Source organism: Bradyrhizobium sp. HKCCYLRH1034 (assembly GCF_051168375.1).
Classification (GTDB): Bacteria; Pseudomonadota; Alphaproteobacteria; order Rhizobiales; family Xanthobacteraceae; genus Bradyrhizobium.
Map to the genome: position 1 here is coordinate 1 of NZ_JBNPUW010000017.1, position 19,342 is coordinate 19,342.

The 19,342-nt window shown below is 64.8% G+C and carries 21 protein-coding genes; 11 read left to right on the top strand and 10 right to left on the bottom strand.

From position 1 onward, the window contains the following. Positions 1-737: flagellin (locus ACQR0W_RS29655; RefSeq protein ID WP_316187257.1), on the top strand; the 737-nt coding region annotated here is incomplete at its 5' end. Positions 738-911: 174 nt separating this feature from the next. Here the strand turns inward: ACQR0W_RS29655 and flbT are convergent. Beyond that, on the bottom strand, positions 912-1,337 hold the full coding sequence (flbT, locus tag ACQR0W_RS29660; RefSeq protein ID WP_315715996.1) for a flagellar biosynthesis repressor FlbT: 426 nt from the start codon (positions 1,335-1,337) through the stop codon (positions 912-914). A 388-nt stretch (positions 1,338-1,725) separates the two neighbouring features. On the opposite strand from flbT, the gene ACQR0W_RS29665 reads away from it, so the two are divergent. From ACQR0W_RS29665 to ACQR0W_RS29680, 4 genes are all read left to right on the top strand, one after another. Beyond that, positions 1,726-3,273 (top strand): flagellin, encoded by a 1,548-nt coding sequence (locus ACQR0W_RS29665; protein WP_315715997.1) that lies wholly within the window; start codon positions 1,726-1,728, stop codon positions 3,271-3,273. Positions 3,274-3,500: 227 nt separating this feature from the next. Beyond that, on the top strand, positions 3,501-5,072 hold the full coding sequence (locus ACQR0W_RS29670) for a flagellin (RefSeq protein ID WP_315715998.1): 1,572 nt from the start codon (positions 3,501-3,503) through the stop codon (positions 5,070-5,072). 371 nt (positions 5,073-5,443) lie between these two features. After that, a complete protein-coding gene (gene flaF, locus ACQR0W_RS29675) occupies positions 5,444-5,809 on the top strand; it encodes a flagellar biosynthesis regulator FlaF (protein WP_315715999.1) in 366 nt (121 codons plus the stop codon). Between the two features lie 156 nt (positions 5,810-5,965). Next, complete coding sequence (locus tag ACQR0W_RS29680; RefSeq protein WP_316171186.1) at positions 5,966-6,124, top strand: hypothetical protein; 159 nt, start codon at positions 5,966-5,968, stop codon at positions 6,122-6,124. A gap of 90 nt (positions 6,125-6,214) precedes the next feature. Here ACQR0W_RS29680 and ACQR0W_RS29685 read toward each other — a convergent pair whose 3' ends face one another. The 4 genes from ACQR0W_RS29685 to ACQR0W_RS29700 form a co-directional block, all read right to left on the bottom strand. Beyond that, positions 6,215-6,601 (bottom strand): hypothetical protein, encoded by a 387-nt coding sequence (locus ACQR0W_RS29685; RefSeq protein ID WP_315716001.1) that lies wholly within the window; start codon positions 6,599-6,601, stop codon positions 6,215-6,217. 211 nt (positions 6,602-6,812) lie between these two features. Next, positions 6,813-7,298, bottom strand: coding sequence for a hypothetical protein (locus ACQR0W_RS29690; RefSeq protein ID WP_315716002.1), 486 nt, complete (start codon positions 7,296-7,298; stop codon positions 6,813-6,815). Positions 7,299-7,354: 56 nt separating this feature from the next. Continuing rightward, positions 7,355-7,741 carry a flagellar assembly peptidoglycan hydrolase FlgJ gene (gene flgJ, locus ACQR0W_RS29695; RefSeq protein WP_315716003.1) on the bottom strand — a complete coding sequence of 129 codons (387 nt, stop codon included), beginning with the start codon at positions 7,739-7,741 and terminating at the stop codon, positions 7,355-7,357. Beyond that, the gene (locus ACQR0W_RS29700; RefSeq protein WP_315716004.1) at positions 7,741-8,865 is read right to left on the bottom strand and encodes a flagellar basal body P-ring protein FlgI; all 1,125 of its coding nucleotides are present in this window, start codon (positions 8,863-8,865) and stop codon (positions 7,741-7,743) included. Before ACQR0W_RS29700 ends, flgJ begins: the two co-directional genes overlap by 1 nt. A 269-nt stretch (positions 8,866-9,134) precedes the next feature. On the opposite strand from ACQR0W_RS29700, the gene ACQR0W_RS29705 reads away from it, so the two are divergent. Beyond that, complete coding sequence (locus ACQR0W_RS29705; RefSeq protein ID WP_315716005.1) at positions 9,135-9,548, top strand: flagellar assembly protein FliX; 414 nt, start codon at positions 9,135-9,137, stop codon at positions 9,546-9,548. 14 nt (positions 9,549-9,562) lie between these two features. On the opposite strand, the gene ACQR0W_RS29710 is transcribed toward ACQR0W_RS29705, so the two are convergent. Next, positions 9,563-9,937 (bottom strand): winged helix-turn-helix transcriptional regulator, encoded by a 375-nt coding sequence (locus ACQR0W_RS29710; RefSeq protein WP_315716006.1) that lies wholly within the window; start codon positions 9,935-9,937, stop codon positions 9,563-9,565. 144 nt (positions 9,938-10,081) lie between these two features. On the opposite strand from ACQR0W_RS29710, the gene ACQR0W_RS29715 reads away from it, so the two are divergent. The 4 genes from ACQR0W_RS29715 to ACQR0W_RS29730 all read left to right on the top strand — a co-directional run bounded on the left by ACQR0W_RS29715 (position 10,082) and on the right by ACQR0W_RS29730 (position 14,665). Then, positions 10,082-10,693, top strand: coding sequence for an NAD(P)-dependent oxidoreductase (locus ACQR0W_RS29715; RefSeq protein WP_315716007.1), 612 nt, complete (start codon positions 10,082-10,084; stop codon positions 10,691-10,693). Positions 10,694-10,921: 228 nt separating this feature from the next. Next, positions 10,922-11,287: an RNA polymerase-binding protein DksA gene (gene dksA / locus ACQR0W_RS29720; protein WP_170323279.1), complete on the top strand. Its 366-nt coding sequence runs from the start codon at positions 10,922-10,924 to the stop codon at positions 11,285-11,287. Between the two features lie 272 nt (positions 11,288-11,559). Further along, positions 11,560-13,617, top strand: coding sequence for a sensor histidine kinase (locus tag ACQR0W_RS29725; protein WP_315716008.1), 2,058 nt, complete (start codon positions 11,560-11,562; stop codon positions 13,615-13,617). Positions 13,618-13,873: 256 nt separating this feature from the next. Then, positions 13,874-14,665 carry a 2-keto-4-pentenoate hydratase gene (locus ACQR0W_RS29730; protein WP_315828146.1) on the top strand — a complete coding sequence of 264 codons (792 nt, stop codon included), beginning with the start codon at positions 13,874-13,876 and terminating at the stop codon, positions 14,663-14,665. 357 nt (positions 14,666-15,022) lie between these two features. Here ACQR0W_RS29730 and flgH read toward each other — a convergent pair whose 3' ends face one another. Genes flgH through flgF form a run of 4 tightly spaced genes read right to left on the bottom strand, consistent with a single transcriptional unit; the run spans position 15,023 to position 18,470 of the window. Then, positions 15,023-15,802 (bottom strand): flagellar basal body L-ring protein FlgH, encoded by a 780-nt coding sequence (flgH, locus tag ACQR0W_RS29735; RefSeq protein WP_315716010.1) that lies wholly within the window; start codon positions 15,800-15,802, stop codon positions 15,023-15,025. 5 nt (positions 15,803-15,807) lie between these two features. Next, positions 15,808-16,872, bottom strand: coding sequence for a flagellar basal body P-ring formation chaperone FlgA (gene flgA, locus ACQR0W_RS29740; protein ID WP_316171185.1), 1,065 nt, complete (start codon positions 16,870-16,872; stop codon positions 15,808-15,810). A gap of 22 nt (positions 16,873-16,894) precedes the next feature. Next, positions 16,895-17,683, bottom strand: a complete 789-nt coding sequence (flgG, locus tag ACQR0W_RS29745) for a flagellar basal-body rod protein FlgG (RefSeq protein ID WP_315716012.1) — start codon at positions 17,681-17,683, stop codon at positions 16,895-16,897. Positions 17,684-17,705: 22 nt separating this feature from the next. Beyond that, positions 17,706-18,470, bottom strand: a complete 765-nt coding sequence (gene flgF, locus ACQR0W_RS29750; RefSeq protein WP_315753140.1) for a flagellar basal-body rod protein FlgF — start codon at positions 18,468-18,470, stop codon at positions 17,706-17,708. Between the two features lie 377 nt (positions 18,471-18,847). On the opposite strand from flgF, the gene fliL reads away from it, so the two are divergent. After that, complete coding sequence (gene fliL / locus ACQR0W_RS29755) at positions 18,848-19,342, top strand: flagellar basal body-associated protein FliL (protein WP_315716014.1); 495 nt, start codon at positions 18,848-18,850, stop codon at positions 19,340-19,342.

A 19,342-nucleotide genomic window follows, 5' to 3' on the forward strand; every position in this document is an offset into this window, starting at 1 on the left:
CGTTCGGTCTAGGGACAGGACAGGTCAAGTCGCTGAACGATCTCAACGCGAAGCTCGCAGCCAACAACCTGCAGGCCTCGATCGATTCGTCGACCGGCAAGATCACCCTCAGCACGACCAACGACGCGGCGTCCGCCACGATCGGCGCGATCGGCGGTACGTCGGCTGCATCCAGCCAGGCCTTCAACGGTCTGACGGCGGCGGCTCCGGTGGCGGATGTGACCGCGCAGACGCAGCGCGCGAGCCTGGTCTCGCAGTACAACAACGTGCTGGCGCAGATCAATACGACCGCGAGCGATGCGTCGTTCAACGGTGTCAACCTGCTGAACGGCGATACGCTGAAGCTGACCTTCAACGAAAACGGCAAGTCGACGCTGTCGATCACCGGCGTGACCTTCAACTCCGCGGGGCTCGGGCTGACGACCCTGACCTCGGGCACCGACTTCCTCGACAACAACTCGGCGAACAAGGTCATCGGCGTGCTCACCACCGCCAGCTCCACGCTGCGCAACGAGGCCTCGACGCTGGGTTCGAACCTGTCGGTGGTGCAGGTTCGTCAGGACTTCAACAAGAACCTGATCAACGTGCTGCAGACCGGCTCGTCGAACCTGACGCTGGCCGACACCAACGAGGAAGCGGCCAACAGCCAGGCGCTGTCGACCCGTCAGTCGATCGCGGTGTCCGCGCTGTCGCTCGCCAACCAGTCGCAGGCGAGCGTGCTGCAGCTGCTGCGCTGATCCACAAGCATCGCATCTCGACGATCAAGGCGGCGGGGGAAACCCCGCCGCTTTTTTATCGGAGGAAAGGTCCGACATTGCTGCGGCGTAGCTTGGCGAGCGCGCAAAAATCGGAAAGCCCGGCCTCGCGACTGGCGAGCCGGGCCTTTCGATGTCGGGTGAGGAGACGAAAGCTCAGGCCGCCGAGCTCACCGGCTTGTCCTGCTGTTCGGCTTCAGCCTGCTCGATCAGCTTCTTCTCGTAGGCGACGAGCTTCTTGGCTTCCTTCAGCGCCTGGTAGAGATCGCCGTTGAGGATATGACCGTTGATCGCCTCGATAATCGGCCAGGCGCTCGGCACCGTGGTGATGATGTCGCGCAGCAGGTTGAAATAGGTGCCGTGATCCGCGTCTGCCCCCGGCGAGATGTACATCAGCTGGACCGCAAGATAGACGAGCTTGGCCGGCGTGTCGGCCGTCTCCGGCGTCAGGATGTCCTTCTCGCGCAGGATCGGAATGTTCTCGCCGTCGATCAGGAGGCGCGCGCGCTGATCGGTGTTGGTGATCACGCAGGAGCCGATGATGATGCGCTCATGCGGCTTCAGTTCGACTTTCAGGGCCATTCTCATTCTCCGTTGCCGCAATCGGCGTGGCGCCGAACCTGCTGCGTCGAGGCCGATGACGGGTCCAGCTGCCAGTCTAGATCGCGCGGGGAGTCTGCGCGCTCGATCGGTCGGTGCGCAGCAATCCTTTCCGATCATGGTTAACGGACGGTAAACGGCCGCGCCCGCCTGGCGAATATGCGGTGTTTTCAAGGTGATCCGCGGCGAATCGCCGATGCGCGGCCGTGCCGATGCCACGCATCGGGGACCGCGAGCGGTCGTGACTTCACTGTTTGTTAGCCGCTCGCATTTACCTTAACGCCCGTCGCCCGGTGGTGCAGTCACCGACGGGCTTCGCCTTGATCCTGAATGGATCGGGCCGTTTGTTTCACACCAGAAGGGTATGAAAATGTCAGGTATTGTTCTCTCGGCGTCGGTGCGTCAGAATCTGCTCTCGCTTCAGTCGACGGCTCAGCTCCTCGCCACCACCCAGAACAATCTCTCCACGGGCAAGAAGGTCAACTCGGCGCTCGACAATCCGACCAACTTCTTCACCGCCCAGGGTCTCGACAACCGCGCTTCCGACATCTCCAATCTGCTCGACGGTATCGGCAACGGCGTGCAGGTGCTGCAGGCCGCCAACACCGGCATCACCTCGTTGCAGAAGCTCGTCGACAGCGCCAAGTCGATCGCCAACCAGGTGCTGCAGAGCTCCGTGGGCTACTCGACCAAGTCCAGCGTGACCTCGGCGGCTCTGACCGGGGCGACCGCCACCGACCTGCTCGGCTCCAGCTCGACGGCTGTGACCGGCTCGGTCGTGAACAACGACAATACCTCGAGCGCGGTGGCGATCACCGGCTCGACCAAGCTGTCGGGCACGGCGGGCACCGCGTCGAACAACCTCGCCTCCGGCATCACCTCCGGTGAGACGCTGGTCGTCAACGGCACCACCTTCACCTTCATCACCGGCACGTCCTCGACGGGCACCAACATCGGCATCGGCGACAGCGTCAGCAACCTGCTGTCGGCGATCCAGACCCAGACCGGCGTCACCGCGTCGATCACGGCGGGTGCGATCACCTTGACGCCGCCGGCGGCGGGATTGACGCTCTCGGGCAGCACCGGCACCTTGGGCAAGCTCGGGCTGACTGCTGTCGGCGACGGCTTGTCAGGTCAGACCTTGACGATCGGCGCCACAGGAGGTGGCACGGCGACGAGTGTCACGTTCGGTCTAGGGACAGGGCAGGTCAAGTCGCTGAACGATCTCAACACCAAGCTCGCGGCGAACAACCTGCAAGCCTCGATCGATACCACCGGCAAGATCTCGATCACCACGACCAACGACGCGGCTTCGGCCACGATAGGTGCGATCGGCGGTACGTCGGCTGCATCCAGCCAGGCCTTCAACGGTCTGACGGCGGCGGCGCCGGTGGCGGATGCGACCGCGCAGACGCAGCGCGCGAGCCTGGTCTCGCAGTACAACAACGTGCTGGCGCAGATCAACACGACCGCGGCCGACGCCTCGTTCAACGGTGTCAACCTGCTGAACGGCGATACGCTGAAGCTGACCTTCAACGAGAACGGCAAGTCGACGCTCTCGATCACCGGTGTGACCTTCAACACTGGCGGTCTTGGCCTGTCGAACCTCACCTCGGGCACCGACTTCCTCGACAACAACTCGGCGAACAAGGTGATCACCCTGTTGAACTCGGCGAGCTCGACGCTGCGGTCGGAAGCCTCCACGCTGGGTTCGAACCTGTCGGTGGTGCAGATCCGTCAGGACTTCAACAAGAACCTGATCAACGTGCTGCAGACCGGCTCGTCGAACCTGACGCTGGCCGACACCAACGAGGAAGCGGCCAACAGCCAGGCGCTGTCGACCCGCCAGTCGATCGCGGTGTCCGCGCTGTCGCTCGCCAACCAGTCGCAGGCGAGCGTGCTGCAGCTGCTGCGCTGATCCACAAGCATCGCATCTCGACGACCAGGGCGGCGGGGGAAACCCCGCCGCTTTTTTTCGCCTGGTTTGGCCGTCCGGCCCGTATCAATACTGGTCTGGAACCGGACGCGAGTGGAGCCAAGGATCGCAACCAGTCGTTAAGCAAGAAATTTAAAGTGCCATTAACCATGTTTTAAAAGTGGGTGGACTAGAACCCCCTGGTGAATAACTAGGAAGGTTTCACACACATGTCCGGTATCGTTCTCTCGGCTTCGGTTCGCCAAAACCTGCTGGCGCTGCAAAACACCGCATCGCTGCTGGCCACGACTCAAAACAACCTGGCCACCGGCAACAAGGTCAACACGGCGCTCGATAACCCCACCGAATTCTTCACCTCGCAATCGCTCAACAACCGCGCGAGCGACATTGCGAATCTGCTCGACAGCATCGGCAACGGTGTCCAGGTTCTCCAGGCTGCGAATACCGGTCTCACCTCACTTCAGAAGCTTGTCGACAGCGCCAAATCGATCGCAAGCCAAGTGCTTCAGGCGCCGACGGGATACACTACCAAGTCGAGCGTGACCTCCGCGGTCATCTCAGGGGCGACGGCGAACAACCTGCTCGGCAGCTCCTCAAACAATTTCGTGACCGGCAGCACGGTCAACAACGACAACCTGAGCTCGGCCGTTGCAATCACCGGATCCACCAGGCTGTCGGGTACGGCGAGCTCGACCTCGAACGACCTGGCGAGCAGCGTCACCACCGGCGATACGCTCGTGGTCAACGGTGTCGTGTTCACCTTCGTGGCCGGCTCGGTCTCGGCCGGTACCAATATCGGCGTCGGCGACACCGTCAGCAACCTCTTGGCTGCCATCGATTCGGTGACCGGAGCCACCGCAACGCCGTCCACGGTGGCAGCGGGCAAGATCCAGCTGGCGACAGGCACGGCGCAGGATCTGACAGTATCGGGCACGGCCCTGGCCAAGCTCGGATTGACCGCCGGCACGACCACACGAAATCCGCCAGCCTTGACAGGACAGACGTTGACAATTGCCTCGACAGGGGGCGGCGTCGCAACGAACATAACGTTCGGCACAGGTGCTTCGCAGATCTCGACGCTGGCACAGCTCAATACGGCGCTCGCGGCCAACAACCTGCAGGCCAGCCTGAGCACGACGGGCCAGCTTACGATCCTCACCACCAACGAAGCGGCATCGTCGACGATCGGCGCGGTCGCCGGCTCTTCGACCGCGGCCAGCATGGCCTTCAACGGCGTGACGGCCTCGACCCCGGTGGCCGACACCAACTCTCAGACGACGCGTGCCGGCCTGATCGCGCAGTACAACAACGTCCTGGCGCAGATCAACACCACGGCGCAAGACGCCTCGTTCAACGGCATCAACCTGCTCAACGGCGACACGCTCAAGTTGGTGTTCAACGAGACCGGACGGTCCACGCTGAACATCACCGGCGTGACCTTCAACAGCACCGGTCTCGGCCTGTCGGCGCTGGTGGTCGGAAGCGACTTCCTCGACAGCAACTCGGCCAACAAGGTGCTCACGACCTTGAACAGTGCATCGACCGCGATCCGCTCTGAAGCGTCGTCGCTCGGTTCGAACCTCTCGATCGTGCAGATCCGTCAGGACTTCAACAAGAACCTGATCAACGTGCTGCAGACCGGCTCGTCGAACTTGACCTTGGCCGACACCAACGAGGAGGCGGCCAACAGCCAGGCGCTGTCGACGCGCCAGTCGATCGCGGTCTCCGCGCTCGCGCTGGCCAATCAGTCGCAGGCGAGCGTGCTGCAGCTGCTGCGCTGACGCGCGAACGTACCGGAATAATATCTCATCGAAGCGGCGGGCCATGCCCGCCGCTTCTGCGTTAGGCTATGCCGAGCGTGCCGGCACTGGTCTCCGTTCGATGTCGGGGCAGTGAGTCAGCTCTGTGAGAACGCCGTTGTTCGTGTAGTTCGCGCCGCTCGGGCGGGATGAACAACGTACGAGCTTCGTCCGGACATTTTGAATCACCGCGTTCGCAAGAAATTAAGAGGTGCACCAAACAAAGCGATTTCCGGTGCTCCGTGACGCTACGAAACAAATTCCGCTAACGGCCGCTAACCATATTTTAAAGGCACACAAAGTACAAAACCTGAGCAGTTTGGTCGTGTCCCTGCGTCAGTCCGGAGTAGTTGATGTCATATGCCGCTCAAGCCTATGCCCGCACGTCGCAGACGACGGCATCACCACGGGAGATCGAAGCTCAGGCTCTGTTGAAAGCGGCACGGCAGCTGCAGGAAGTCCAGGCCAATTGGAACGGCCCTGATCGCAACATGTACAAGGCTCTGCTCTTCAATCGTCGCTTGTGGACGATCTTCATGAGCGCGATGGAGGCGGACGACAATCCGAATCCGCTCGACATCCGCCAGAACATCGCAAATATCGGCGTGTTCGTGATGAAGCAGACGATCGAGATGCAGATGGACCCGGATCCGGCGAAGCTCAAGTCGCTGATCGACATCAACTGCCACATCGCCGCGGGGTTGTCCGGGCGGAGCTGACCGTCGGGGGCAGGGCGGGAGGCGCGTCGTCGTGACCGATATCGCCAGCATCCTGTCTGCGTCCTACAAGTCGAACCTGCGCAGTACGGCGCGAAGCAACAGCAGATACGTGGCCGTCTATCCGACGCTCTATATCGGGCGGCTGGAGCGGAAGACATGCCAACGGGAAGTCGTTCCCGGTCTCATGCGTTCAGGATCGGCGATACGAGGTTCACGCCAACCGGCAACGGCAAGGCCCAGATCAAGAACGTGGTCGCCGACGCCGCCTCGGGCCGGACCTATCTCGACACCGCCCACGCGATACGGAGCCGTTGATCCGCCAAAGCTGCGCGGCTCGATACGGCAATGCCGCCCGGTGGGGCGGCGTGCGGGCGGCGGAATGAAGCGGCCCGGTTCCGCGGGGGCTCAGGCAGTGCGATCGGTCGCCACGACGCGCGGCACGTCCGCCCTCTGCATATCCTTCTGCAGGTCGAGCGTATTGAAGTAGGCCCGGCGGCGCAGCACGGCCTCATCTGGATATTGGGTCACGACCTGGTCGGTCTTGCGGTTGACCACCTGGAACACCAGAGCGGCAGCGGCGCGATCGTAATAGGCTTGGCGTGACACGGACAGATCGTTTGCGATGTTGACCGGGATGTCGTTGCGCACGGGGACGCCGGGCTCGGCCGCGGTCACGGTCTGGCTGGGAGGAAGGTCCGTCGGAACAGCGCTCACCACCGCCTGGCTCGACGGCGGAATTATCGGAACGGACGCAGGCGTCCCTACCGGTCTTACGCTGAAATCGGAACTCATGGCAGCCTCCTCATGGCCATCGAGTCAATTCCCAACCCATCCCGCTTGCAACTATGCCGATGACCAATCAACGTTATGTTAGGAAATAGGATGAACACCGCGTTGTGATTCGCGCCGGCCTTTTAAGCTTATCCGAGCGTTAAACGGCGGCGGCCGCGCGGCCCTCGAGGCGGCGCGGCGCTGCGATGCAGATGGGGGCTGGCGGTGAGGCTCAGAGCGTCCGGCTGACGGCGAGCGGGGTGAGGTGCCGTGCGCCCGGGGCGGCGCGGCGGCCGCCGGCGGTATAGGTGCTGGGGATGTTCTTGCGCTGAACCTCGGCATTGACGCCGCGCACGATCTTTTCCGAGATCGCGTGCGCCGTCGCCAGCACGGTCAGGTTCACCTGCAGCATGGCGCGAAAGGTGTCGTGGTGCCGATGCAGGGTGGCGAGCAGCTCCGGCGCGGTCTGCTTCATGAAATTCTGGCTCGCCTTGAGGCGGCCCACGGTCGTGACGTAGTGGCGGGACAGCTCGGTCTTCTTGGGGCCGAACGCCATGCCTTCGCGCAGCTTGCCGGCGCGGACCAGTTCGGTCTCCTGCTCGATGACCGCGATCAGCTCGCTCATGACGCTCACCATCTCGTCGGCGAGCGCGCGTGCCTCTGCGGCGCTGGTGGCGGCCGTGTAGGTCGTCTTCTTCGCTTGTCCCTGTGCGGTCATTTCATAACTCCCATCGGCGTGAGCGTTTGCCGCCCACGCGCTCGTCACGCGAACATCTACGCTTTGCCGTTGGCGCCGGAGCTGCTGCCGGCCTGTTGCAGGATGAGAGTGCGGAAGACGTCGTTTGAGATGCCGACGCCGCCGGCCTTGGCGAAGTTCTTGGAATATTGCTCCGTCAGCATCGAGCGCCAGACGCCGGTGCCCGGCGTGTCGCCGAACGGACCTTCGCCCTTCACGCCGCTGGTCATCTGCGAGAACATGCTGTTGAGGAACATGGCTTCGAAGTCGGTTGCCGTCGCCTTGGCCCTGGCCTGTGCCTTGGGCGAGACCTTGGTCAGAGCCGCCGCGAGATCGAGATCGGTGCGCGGCGCGGTGACGGCCGCGGCCGTCGGCATGCTGAGAGCGACGCGGCCATGATAGGAGTCGATGAAGGACGTCGCCATCACATCACCTCGATGTCGGCTTCGATCGCGCCGGCCGCCTTGATGGCCTGCAAGATGCTGATCAGGTCGCGGGGGCCGATGCCGAGGCCGTTGAGGCCGTCGACCAGTTGCTGCAATGACACGCCGTCCCTGACGACCGCGAACTTCTTGCCTTCCTCGGTGACGCCGACGCTGGTGCGCGGCGTGACCACGGTGCGGCCGCGCGACAGCGGATTGGGCTGGCTGACCTGCGGACTTTCGGAGATCGTGACGGTGAGGTTGCCCTGGGCCACGGCGACGGTCGCCACACGCACGTCGCGACCCATCACGATGATGCCGGAGCGCTCGTCGATGACGATCTTGGCGGCGAGATCCGGGTCGACCTGCAACTGCTCGATCTCGGTCAGCAAGGCGACGACGTTGCCCTTGAACTCCGGCGGGATGCTCAGCTGCACCGTCGACGGATCGATCGGCTCGGCAGTCTTGACGCCGAGGAAATCATTGACCGCGGCCGCGATGCGCTTGGCGGTGGTGAAGTCGGCGTTGCGCAGCGCAAGCCGCACGTTCGGCAGCCGGTTCAGCGCGAACTCGATCTCGCGCTCGATGATGGCGCCGTTGGCGATGCGGCCGACCGTCGGCACGCCGCGCACGATCTTGGCGGCCTCGCCCTCGGCCTGGAAACCGGAGATCGCGAGCGAGCCCTGCGCCACCGCATAGACGTTGCCGTCGGCGCCGAGCAGCGGGGTGACGAGCAGGGTGCCGCCCTGCAGGTTCTTGGCGTCGCCGAGCGCGGAGACCGTCACGTCCATGCGCGTGCCTTGCGTGGCGAATGGCGGCAGGTTTCCGGTGACCATGACAGCGGCGACGTTGCCGGTGCGGATGGTGGCGCCGCGGATGTTGACGCCCATGCGCTCGAGCATCGCCTGCAGCGACTGCTTGGTGAACGGGATGTTGTTCAGCGTATCGCCGGTGCCGTTGAGGCCGACCACGAGGCCGTAGCCGATCAGCTGGTTCTGGCGCACGCCCTCGATATTGGCGAGATCCTTGATCCGCGAGGTCGCATTCGCAGACATAATGGTAGATGCCAGCGCCAGCACCGCGGCGCAGGCGACCTGAAACAGGCGCGTAGTTCGGACGCGTCGCATCCTATGCTCCCCTCGAACTCTTCAAGTGATCACTCGGCCACTCCCATGACCGCATGATCGGCATTAACTATGCGAGGGCCGTGCCACAGCGATGCTCCGGGCTAACTCATTGAAAGAGTGTGAAATCGACTCGAAGCTTTGTCGCGGTCCAGGGTTACTCCGGGGGAACGAAGCTGCCGCCCCGGCAGAATTTGCCGGGCCGTTTACGCACCGTTAACCACGGCGGAGCCAATCTTCCGCTCGACACGCGAAGCTTGCGGGAGCCATCGATGCGCATCTACGGACCGAACGGCACGACCCTGGGCTCGTCAACCAGCAGCACGCGGAAGGCCTCGTCCAGCGGCTTCAAGCTGCCTGACGTCGGCACCACACAGGACACGCGCGCGACCCTCGCGCCGAAGCAGACGGCGAACATCGATGCGCTGCTGGCGCTGCAGGGCATCGAGGAGGAGCCGGCGGAGCGCCGCAAGCGCTCGGTCCAGCGCGGCAAGCGCGCGCTCGACGTGCTCGATGATCTCAAGCTGACGCTGCTGTCCGGCAAGCTCGACACTGCGATGGCGCTGCGGCTTCGCGATGCCGCGGCCGACCTGAAGCAGACCTCGGGCGACCCGGGACTGGATGCGATCCTCTCCGAGATCGAACTGCGCGTCGAGGTCGAGCTCGCCAAGGCCGGGCGGAGCTGAGACGCTTCGCGCGTTCAAGCCGCCTTCGACGGCTGTTGCGCGTCGTAGCGCCGCTGCGCGGCGGTGACCTCCTTGAGATGACGCTCGGCCCAGTCGCGCAGCGGATCGACCGCGGCGGCGAGCGTCAGCCCGAGCGGCGTGATCGAATATTCGACGGTGACCGGGACGGTCGCGATCGCGCGCCGCCGCACCAGGCCGTCGCGCTCCAGGCTCTTCAGCACCTGGGACAGCATCTTCTGCGAAATCCCTTCGATCGACCGCCGCAACTGATTGAAGCGCAAGGGTTCGTTGCGCAGCAGGATCAGGATCAGCACGGCCCATTTGTCGCCGACGCGGTCCAGGATCTGTCGCGTTGGGCAGTCGGCCGAATAGACGTTCGCGGCTCTCATCGGTTACTCCGGCGTGACCAGGTGATCTTAAAGTGCGCTCTTAACACCAGCATTCATTCCGTTATCTAGTCACTATCGGATACCAAGGCGGCTTCGTCCAGACCTCGGATCCGACCTCGTGATCTCGAACATAGGAGTTTCCCCATGAAGATCGCCGTCGCCGGCGCCTCCGGCCGTGCCGGGTCCCGCATCACCGCCGAGTTGGCCAGCCGCGGCCACCAGGTCACCGGCATTGCCCGCAACCCGGACAAGATCGAGAAGCACGCCAACGTCACGGCGGTGCGGGGGGACGCCAACGACCGCGCCGCGCTGGCGAAACTCTGGGCCGGCCATGACGTCGCGATCAGCGCGATCCATTTCTCGGCCAGCGATGTCGAGACCCTGATCGGGGCGGCCAAGGACTCCGGCGTATCGCGTTACCTCGTGGTCGGCGGCGCCGGCTCGCTCGAGGTCGCGCCGGGTGTGCGGCTGGTGACGACGCCCGGCTTTCCGGCCGCCTACAAGGCCGAAGCGGAGAAGGGCGCCGCGTTCCTCGACCGCCTGCGCCAGGAGAAGGAGCTCGATTGGACCTTCCTGTCGCCCTCTGCGATGATCGATTTCGGCCCCCGGACGGGCAAGTTCCGGCTCGGAACGGATCAGCTGCTGGTCGATGCCGACGGCAAGAGCTTCGTCACCTTCGAGGACTTCGCGGTCGCGATGGCCGACGAAATCGAGCGTCCAGCCCACCGGCGGGCCCGTTTCACGGTCGGTTACTGAGGCCGTCCACGGCGTCCCGCCGGCTGGGGCCGAATTTGCCTGTGCAACGGCCCGAACGGCGGGGCGCCCGTGCCGATGGAAATATTGTCTGTCACATGAGGCCGCTATATAACGCGGCCGCGAACGGGCGTATTCCGTCCGCCGGTGCCGAAACCGGCGCCAGCACGTACAGATGGGCTGACCTTGGAAAAGTTGAAGAACTACAAACCTTCCGAAAAAGAGCCTTTCATGAACGAACGCCAGCGCGACTATTTCCGCGCCAAGCTGCTGGCATGGAAGGAGGAGATCCTGCGCGAATCGAAGCTCACCCTGCAGGCTCTGCAGGAGGAGAACGTGAACCATCCGGACCTCGCCGACCGCGCGTCGTCGGAGACCGATCGGGCGATCGAGCTTCGCGCCCGTGACCGCCAGCGCAAGCTGATCTCCAAGATCGACGCGGCGCTCCAGCGCATCGAGGACAACACCTACGGCTATTGCGAGGAGACCGGCGAGCCGATTTCGCTGAAGCGGCTCGAGGCCCGTCCCATTGCGACGCTGTCGGTGGAGGCGCAGGAACGCCACGAGAAGCGTGAAAAGGTCTATCGCGACGAGTAGGTCGCGACATTGACCTGAACGAGCGGGGATTGCGGCCGCTTGCCGGGTGCGGCCGCAGCGTCTGTTGCTGAGACGGCGCCGGTGTGCGCGAGGTCGAGTGTCTCGTCACCTGAGCGGTCTGCGGGCCGGCAATGCCGGCACGACCGCGCGCGCTGTTGGTTTTCCAAGCGTCCGGAACTTTTTCGCGTCTGCTGAATTATCGGCGGTTCCATCTCGGAACGCCGCGGGGAATCATGGGCGAGCCGGACATAGCCAGGGGCGCGCTGGCAACGATGCAGCGTTCCTATGGCGCCTTGAGCATCAAGGGGCGCCTCCTTCTCCTGGCCGGCATTCTGTTCCTGCCCTGCGTCGGGCTGATCGCCTATGTCATCGTATCGATGGCGCAATCCGCCGACGCCTCGATCCGGCGCGGCCTGTCCTATGCCGCGCAGACGATCTCCGGTGCCGTCGACGCCGAATTGCGGCGCTACATCGCGCTCGCCGAGGTGCTGGGCAAGTCTCCGGATCTCAGTGCCGCCGATCTCAGCAACTTCGAGGCGGAGGCGCGCCGCGTCGGTGCGGTCAGCGGCGAAGGCTGGATCATCGTGTCGGACGCGAGCGGCCGCATCCTGCTCAACACCGGGGCGACGCCGGGCAAGCCGCTCGGCGAGCGCGCGCCCGAAGGCTGGGGCTCGCAGGAGCGCGCTTTTCAGTCCGGAAGGCCGTCGATCTCCGACATCTTCACCGGTCCCAATTCCGGCGCGTGGGTGGCGACCGTCGATGTCCCCGTCTTCAAGGACGGCAAGCCGTTCCGCTGCCTTTCGATTGCCATGCCAGCCGCGAACTACACCCGGCTGCTGGCCCAGCAGCAGCTGCCGGCCGACTGGCTGGTCGGCATCATGGACGGCCAGGGCCGCTACATTTCGCGCATCCCGAAGAACGCCACCTCGACCGGGCAGCCGGCGTCGGCCGGATGGCGGGCGACTGCCAAGGCTGAGGGGATCGCGGAGTTTCCGTCGATCGAGGGTGATCGGATCATCAACGCCAATGCGCGTCCCCAACTGAGCGACTGGACTGTCGGGGTCGGCATCAAGCAGGCGGCTTTCGCCCAGGCGATCTCCTCGACGGTGCAGACCGCAACCATCGCGGCGACGACGATCTGTGCCCTGGCGCTGCTGCTGGCGGCCGGCATCGGCCGAAGCATCGCCCGGCCGCTCGAAAGCATCGCCGTCAAGCGCGCCATCCCCGGCGAGGCCGCGCCCTCCGATCCCCCGGAGGTCCGGGCGCTCAACGCCCGACTAGCTGCGGCCGAAAAGGCGCAGGCGGAGAGTGCACGCGTCATCCAGGAGAATTTCGGGATGCTCGCCCAAGCCAGGGACGATGCGTCGCGCACGGCCGGGCAGCTCAAACTCGCCGCGAAATACGGACGGCTTGGCACCTTTACCTGGGACGGCAGATCCGGCGCCAGCCACTGGTCCGATGAGATCGAAGAGCTCTATGGACTTGCGCCGGGCACGTTCCCCGGGACCTATGACGCCTGGCTGGCGCTGGTGCATCCCGAGGACCAGGCGCGTGCCGACCGGGACAACAAGCAGGCGCTGACAACCGGGGAGCTCGATTCGGAATGGCGGGTGCCGCTGCCCGACGGCTCGATCCGCTGGATCGAGGCGCGCGCCCGCATGTTGGGTGGCGAGGGCGGCGGCGATCCGTACATGATCGGCGTCAACATCGACGTCACGGCCGCGAAGGAAGCCGACCGCAAGCGCGAACTGCTCGTGCATGAGCTGGCCCATCGCGTCAAGAACAGCCTTGCCGTGGTGCAATCGCTGGCGCATCAGCTGCTGCCGCGGCACGACGCCAAGGTCCGCGATTTCACGTCGCGCCTGCATGCGCTGGCGACGGCGCACACGAGCCTTGCCGAGAACGACTGGCAGGGCGCCGATCTCGCCGCCCTCATCAGGAGTCAGGTCGTGCCGTTCGCCAGCACACCGGATCAACTCGCCACCAGCGGCCCCGCCATCCTGGTTCCGGTCGAGCTGACGACGCAGCTGGCTCTCGTCATCCACGAGATGGCCTGCAACGCCAGCAAATATGGCGCGCTCACCACGCCCGACGGCCGGGTCGATGTCAGCTGGTCGTTGGCGCAGGACGCGCTGCATGTTCGCTGGCAGGAAAGCGGTGGCCCGCCGGCAACGGAGCCGCCAGTGGTCGGCTTCGGCAGCCGGCTGCTGACCCGCACGGTCAGGCATCTGCAGCGGACGTTTGCCGAGAGCGGGCTGACCTGCCAGTTCGAGCTGCCCTGGCTCAAGACGCCTGGCGAGAGTTCGGTGGCCGCAACGGAGGCGAGCTGAGCGCCGGTGCGCGAAACGCTGCGCGGCTGGAGTTCGCGCTCCAACGAGGACGCGATCGTCGCCGCTGCGGAAAGTCTGCTCGAACTCGGCATCGTGAGACGTGAAATCGGTTGAACGAGCCGCTTGCGCTGTGGCCGCGTCGTCTCAAATTGTTGATGAAGCTGAGATGGGAGCCCAAAACTCGTTTATAAACAATCCGTTCACCATAGATCCTGCGATGCCGGTTCGGACCGCGGGCCAAGGGAGTTGAAGGGCCATGGGAGCAGACGAGATACTTTCCGCTGCGCGACTGATCGTAGATGCCCGCAAGCAACGGGCGCCCTTGGGGGCTCTGCCGGCTCAGCTTCAGCCGAAGGATGAAGCTGCCGGCTATGAGATCCAGCGCGAAGTCCATTGGCTGCTCGCCGAACAGGCCGATGACTTCGCCGGCTACAAGATCGGCTGCACCAGCAAGGTGATGCAGGACTATCTTGGCATTCCGCATCCCTGTTCCGGCGGAGTGTTCGCGTCCGGTATTCACCAGACAGGTGTCGAACTGCGCACGGCCGACTTCGTCCGCGTGGGCGTCGAATGCGAGATCGCCGTGCGGCTCAAGCACGACCTGCTGCCGTTGGACGCGCCGTTCACCATGGATCGTGTCGTCGAGGCGATCGGCGACTGTCACGCGGCGATCGAGATCGTCGACGACCGTTATGTGCAATGGCAGACGCTGGGCGCGCCGACGCTCGTCGCCGACGATTTCTTTGCTGCCGGCTGTGTCCTCGGCCCGGCGCTCCCACGCGCTGCCATAGCGGACTTGGCCGCGGTGCAGGGCCGTGCCATCGTCAACGGCACCTTGGTCGGCGAGGGCACTGGCGCGGATGTGCTGGGACATCCTGTCCATGCGCTGGCCTGGCTTGCAAATCATCTCGCCGCCAGTGGTGACGGGCTCGAGGCCGGGCAGCTCGTCCTGACCGGCAGCCTGGTCAAGACGATCTGGCTCAAGGCCGGCGACCGGGTACGGATGGAGCTGGACGGCCTCGGTGTGGTCGAGGCGACGTTCGGGTGAGCCGAGGTAGGGCCGGAACGTCTTGAGCTGGGGTCTGTCAGCTCGGGTGTGACAGCCAAAACGAACGCGGCCTCCGGCAGGGGAGCTACCGGAGGCCGCGTATACATCACCCGCCGCGCCTAGGTTCGCATTGGGCAATGTGGGAGCTCGTTTTCAGAGAAGGGCGGCGGCTGCGGGGGTCATGCGCCGTGACCCATATCGCGCTCGGCCATCCCTTGTCCGACCCTCCCGCGCGGGGAGGGATTTCGGTCGTGTGTCCTGGTCCTCGTTTCGATTTGCGCCTTGCGAGGTCATCGCATGGGCGGCTTCCTGAGCGACCGGGCGGGCTCCGCCCGGTCATTGATGCTGAGGTTTGCCTCAGAACGGCAGCAGGATATCCATCACCTGCTGGCCGTAGCGCGGCTGCTGGACGTCGGAGATCTGGCCGCGGCCGCCGTAGGAGATGCGGGCCTGGGCGATCTTGGTGGAGTCGATGGTGTTGTCGCTCTGGATGTCCTCGGGCCGCACGATGCCGGCCACGATCAGCTCGCGGATCTCGTAGTTGACCCGGATCTCCTGCTTGCCTTCGACGACGAGGTTGCCGTTCGGCAGCACCTGCGTCACGACCGCGGCGACGCTGGTGGTCAAGGACTCCGACCGCTGGATCGTGCCCTTGCCGTCCGAGGACGAGGTGCCGTCGGCAGTCAGGATGCGGCCGGGCAGCACCTTCTGCGCCTGCACGCCGAGCGTCTTCGCGCCGATGAAGTCGGTGATGCCCGAATCCTCCTTGTTGGTGCGGCTGCGCTGGGTCTCGTTGGCGAAATTGGCCTTGTCGGAGATGCTGACCGTGACGGTCAGGAGGTCGCCGACCTGACGGGCGCGCTGGTCCTTGAAGAAGGCGCGCGAGCCGTTGCGCCACAGCGAGTTCGGCGCGTAGGACACGGTTTCAGGCTTCGGCATCGGCATCTGCACCGGCTTGTAGCCCGGCTGCGTGGTCGGATTGTCGATCTCCGTCAGCTTCGGCCGCTCGCCAATCTGGCTGAGACGGTCGATCGAGGAGCATCCGCCGGCGATCGACAGCACCGCGAAGGAAACCGAGATCAGCGCGACCCGGCGCAGGCTCGAGACGCCCCGATCATCAAACTTGAACTTCGACATGAAACTTACTCGGCTTTCGGGGTGGCGGAGGTGGGAAGGCGGCTGGCGACGGCGACGGGTGCGGCGATGTCGGCTTCGGAGGTCTGCGCCGGCTTGGCGACGGCGATGTCGACGGAGACCTGGCCGCGACCCGAGACGCGGCCCGTCACGGTGCGCTTGGACTGCAGATTGAGCACGCTGACGACGTCGCCTTCGGTGCCCGACTCCAGCGCCTTGCCGCGCGTGGTGAGATAGATGCCGGCGGTCTGGAAGATCAGCGTGACCGCCTGGTCGCGCTGCACGAGGTCGGGCTTGGCGAGGTCGGTGGTCTTCAGCGCCTGGCCCGCGCGCGCCGGGCGGCGCATCTGCATGCCCACTGCGAGCTCGCGCGTGGCGGGGTCGCCGCCGCCGAGCTCGGCACGCGGCCGCCGCTCGGTCTGCAGGTCGCCTGAGCGGATCATCTCGTTGCGGTCGATGTTGCGGGTCAGCACCACGGCCTCGACGGTTTCGATCGCCGTGCCGGTGTAGCGCAGCTTGGTCGGGCTCGCGCCATTGGCATGGCCGAGCTCCAAGGTGATGTCGAAGCGGCCGCTGCGCGGGTCGAACCGGACGCTGGTCGGCGCCAGCGTGCCCGACGTCGAGGCCTCGAATTTGAGGTCCTGCACCGGCTGGTCGAAGCTGATGCTGAGGTTGGCGGCATCGCCAAGTCCGTTGCGGTGATCGAGCGCCTGGGCCACCGTCGTGCTGATCTCCTTGGCGTCGACGGCGCGCGCCAGCCGCGTGACCGCGACCTCCTTGATGTCGCGGACCTCGATGCCGATCACCTGGTGGGTGCGCAGGGTTGCGATCACCTGCGCGGCCGGCAGCACGCCGGTCGTGCCGAGGTCGGGCGCGCGGTAGACGGCGATGTTGGCCGCGACGCCCGCATTGTCGATCAGGTCGCCGACGCGAACGATGTCGCCGGTGACGTTCACGGTGGAGCGCAGCACGGGCGCCTTGATCTGGTCGTCGGCCTCGCCGGCCAGCGCCGATAGCGCAGTCGAGGCGAGCAGGGCGGCCGCAAGCAGGAAGGGACGGACGGTACGGGTCATGACGGTGATCTCCCTTCGAACCTCAGCGGAACAGCGCAGTGGTCGACTGCAGCATCTGGTCCGCGGCCGAGATGACCTTGGCGTTCATCTCGTAGGCGCGCTGCGCGGCGATCAGCTCGCTCATCTCGCTGACGACGTCGACATTGGCCTGCTCCAGGCTGCCCTGGGTGATGCTGCCGAGACCGTCCTGGTTGGCGACGCCGTCCTGCGGCGGCCCGGAGGAGGGGGTGTCGGTGAACTGGTTGTTGCCGACCGGCTGCAGGCCGGCCTTGTTGATGAAGCGGGTGACCTGGAGCTGGCCGATGATGTTCGAGGTGGTCGAGCCCGGCAGCGTCACCGAGACCTGGCCCTGCGCGTTGACGGTGATGCCCGAGGCGTTCTGCGGGATCGTGATGGTCGGCTGCACCGGGTTGCCCTGGGCGGTAACGATGCGGCCCTGATTGTCCATCTGGAAGGTGCCGTCGCGGGTGTACTGGAAGGTGCCGTCGGGCATCAGCACCTTGAAGAAGCCCTCGCCAGAGATCGCGAGGTCGAGATCGTTGCCGGTCTGCGACAGAGTGCCCTGCGTCATCGAGCGCGGCGTGCCGACGGTCTTGACGCCGCCGCCGATGTCGATGCCGACGGGCAGGATCGTGCCCTGGTCCGACGACTGCGCGCCGACGCGGCGCATGTGCTCGTAGATCAGGTCCTGGAACGCCACCGTCTGCTTCTTGAAGCCGGTGGTGCGCAGGTTGGCGATGTTGTTGGAGATCACCTGAACGTTGAGTTCCTGTGCCGCCATTCCGGTCGCAGCGGTGTGAAGCGCCTGCATGTCACGTCTCCTTCAAGATCTGTCAGGCCGGAACGTCGGCGAGTTTCTCGATCGCGTTCTTGCGCAGGTCGCTCTGGACCTGGAGCATGTTGGCGACCTGGGTGTAGGCGCGCATCACTTCGACCATCTTGCTCATCTCGCCGACCGCGCTGACGTTCGACTTCTCGATGTAGCCCTGCTGCACGGTCGACTTGGTGTCCTGCTGCGGGATGGCGCCGCCGGCGGCAGCGTAGAGGTTGTTGCCCTGCTTCTGCGCGGCCTGCGGATCGGCGAAGTTCACGATGCGCAGCTTGCCGCGGATCGAGTCGGTGCGGTTGACGCCCTCGACCACCGTCACGGTGCCGTCGGGCGAGATGTTGATGTCGTGGTCGGTCGGCTGAAACACGATCGGACCGCCGGTGCCGAGCACGAGGTCACCGGCGGCGGTGACGAGCTGGCCGAGATTGTTCATGTGCAGATTGCCGTCGCGGGTGTAGCGCTCGCCGGCCGCGGTCTGCACCGTCAGGAAGCCGTCGCCCGTGACGGCGACGTCGAGCGCGTTGCCGGTGCGCTGCATCGAGCCCTGCGAGAAGTCGCGATAGGTGCCGCGGTCCTGGACATAGGACACCCTGCGGGCGGCGCCCGGAAAATTGTCTTCATGCGCGCCGGAGGAGAGATACTCCTCGAACAGCTGCTGATCGGCCTTGAAGCCGTTGGTGTTGACGTTGGCGACGTTGTTGGCAACGACGTCGAGTTGCCGCTCCAGCACCATCTGCCGCGACAATCCGATGAGAAGCGCGTTCTCCACCGGTCGATCTCCCCTCTTAACGAATCCCGTTCGCGGCACCTCTCCCAAGGCGGTCTCGACCGGGTCTTCAACGAACCGTTCAGCTCTCCCAAGCCGGCGGGTTCGCAAGGGGTACAGCGAAAGCCGTGCCACTATGAAAATCGTATTCTTATCAATGAATTAGAGTTTCGATGGCGTCCGAAACGCCCGGCAATAACGTCTCGCTAACCATAATTGCCCGGCAAGATTTTCCCACCGCCTCGGCAAAAGAAAGCTTCCGTTAACCATTGTTACCGTAGCGTTCACTCAACAAAGCGCAGATGCGCTGGGAGCGTTGGTTTCGCGTCATTAAGCTTTCTGGCGGCATCGGCTCGATTTTCCGGAAGGATCCGAAAGCTATGGCCGAGAACGACGCCGGAGCAGGCGAAGGCGAGGAGCAAGCAGGCTCGCCGAAGAGCAAGCTCAAGCTGATCATCATGGTCGTCGGCGCGCTGGCGCTGCTCGGCGTCGGTGGTGCGGCCTATTTCTTCTTCTTCAGCCACAAGAACGACGAGCATCACGCCGAGGCGGCGCCGCCGCCGAAGCCGCCGGCCTTCGTCGAGGTGCCGGACCTTCTCGTCAACCTGGTCGGCAATCCCGGTGACCGCGTCCAATATCTGAAAGTGAAGATCGTGCTCGAGGTGAAGGAGGAGAAGCAGGTCGAGTCGATCAAGCCGACGCTGCCGCGCGTCACCGACATCTTCCAGACGTACTTGCGCGAGCTCCGGCCGAGCGACCTCAACGGCTCGGCGGGCCTGTTCCGGCTCAAGGAGGAGCTCACCAAGCGGGTCAACGTCGCGCTGGCGCCCAACCAGGTCAACGCGGTGTTGTTCAAGGAAATCGTGGTCCAGTAA

Coding starts and splice junctions, on each gene's coding strand:
- flgJ (WP_315716003.1), bottom strand. CDS start 7,741: ATGGCGACGTCCTTCATCGACTCCTATCATGGCCGCGTCGCTCTCAGC.
- ACQR0W_RS29670 (WP_315715998.1), top strand. CDS start 3,501: ATGTCCGGTATCGTTCTCTCGGCTTCGGTTCGCCAAAACCTGCTGGCG.
- flgA (WP_316171185.1), bottom strand. CDS start 16,872: ATGACCCGTACCGTCCGTCCCTTCCTGCTTGCGGCCGCCCTGCTCGCC.
- ACQR0W_RS29680 (WP_316171186.1), top strand. CDS start 5,966: ATGCCAACGGGAAGTCGTTCCCGGTCTCATGCGTTCAGGATCGGCGAT.
- fliL (WP_315716014.1), top strand. CDS start 18,848: ATGGCCGAGAACGACGCCGGAGCAGGCGAAGGCGAGGAGCAAGCAGGC.
- flaF (WP_315715999.1), top strand. CDS start 5,444: ATGTCATATGCCGCTCAAGCCTATGCCCGCACGTCGCAGACGACGGCA.
- flgG (WP_315716012.1), bottom strand. CDS start 17,683: ATGCAGGCGCTTCACACCGCTGCGACCGGAATGGCGGCACAGGAACTC.
- ACQR0W_RS29725 (WP_315716008.1), top strand. CDS start 11,560: ATGCAGCGTTCCTATGGCGCCTTGAGCATCAAGGGGCGCCTCCTTCTC.
- ACQR0W_RS29665 (WP_315715997.1), top strand. CDS start 1,726: ATGTCAGGTATTGTTCTCTCGGCGTCGGTGCGTCAGAATCTGCTCTCG.
- flgH (WP_315716010.1), bottom strand. CDS start 15,802: ATGTCGAAGTTCAAGTTTGATGATCGGGGCGTCTCGAGCCTGCGCCGG.
- ACQR0W_RS29685 (WP_315716001.1), bottom strand. CDS start 6,601: ATGAGTTCCGATTTCAGCGTAAGACCGGTAGGGACGCCTGCGTCCGTT.
- ACQR0W_RS29710 (WP_315716006.1), bottom strand. CDS start 9,937: ATGAGAGCCGCGAACGTCTATTCGGCCGACTGCCCAACGCGACAGATC.
- ACQR0W_RS29700 (WP_315716004.1), bottom strand. CDS start 8,865: ATGCGACGCGTCCGAACTACGCGCCTGTTTCAGGTCGCCTGCGCCGCG.
- ACQR0W_RS29715 (WP_315716007.1), top strand. CDS start 10,082: ATGAAGATCGCCGTCGCCGGCGCCTCCGGCCGTGCCGGGTCCCGCATC.
- dksA (WP_170323279.1), top strand. CDS start 10,922: ATGAACGAACGCCAGCGCGACTATTTCCGCGCCAAGCTGCTGGCATGG.
- flbT (WP_315715996.1), bottom strand. CDS start 1,337: ATGGCCCTGAAAGTCGAACTGAAGCCGCATGAGCGCATCATCATCGGC.
- ACQR0W_RS29705 (WP_315716005.1), top strand. CDS start 9,135: ATGCGCATCTACGGACCGAACGGCACGACCCTGGGCTCGTCAACCAGC.
- ACQR0W_RS29730 (WP_315828146.1), top strand. CDS start 13,874: ATGGGAGCAGACGAGATACTTTCCGCTGCGCGACTGATCGTAGATGCC.
- ACQR0W_RS29690 (WP_315716002.1), bottom strand. CDS start 7,298: ATGACCGCACAGGGACAAGCGAAGAAGACGACCTACACGGCCGCCACC.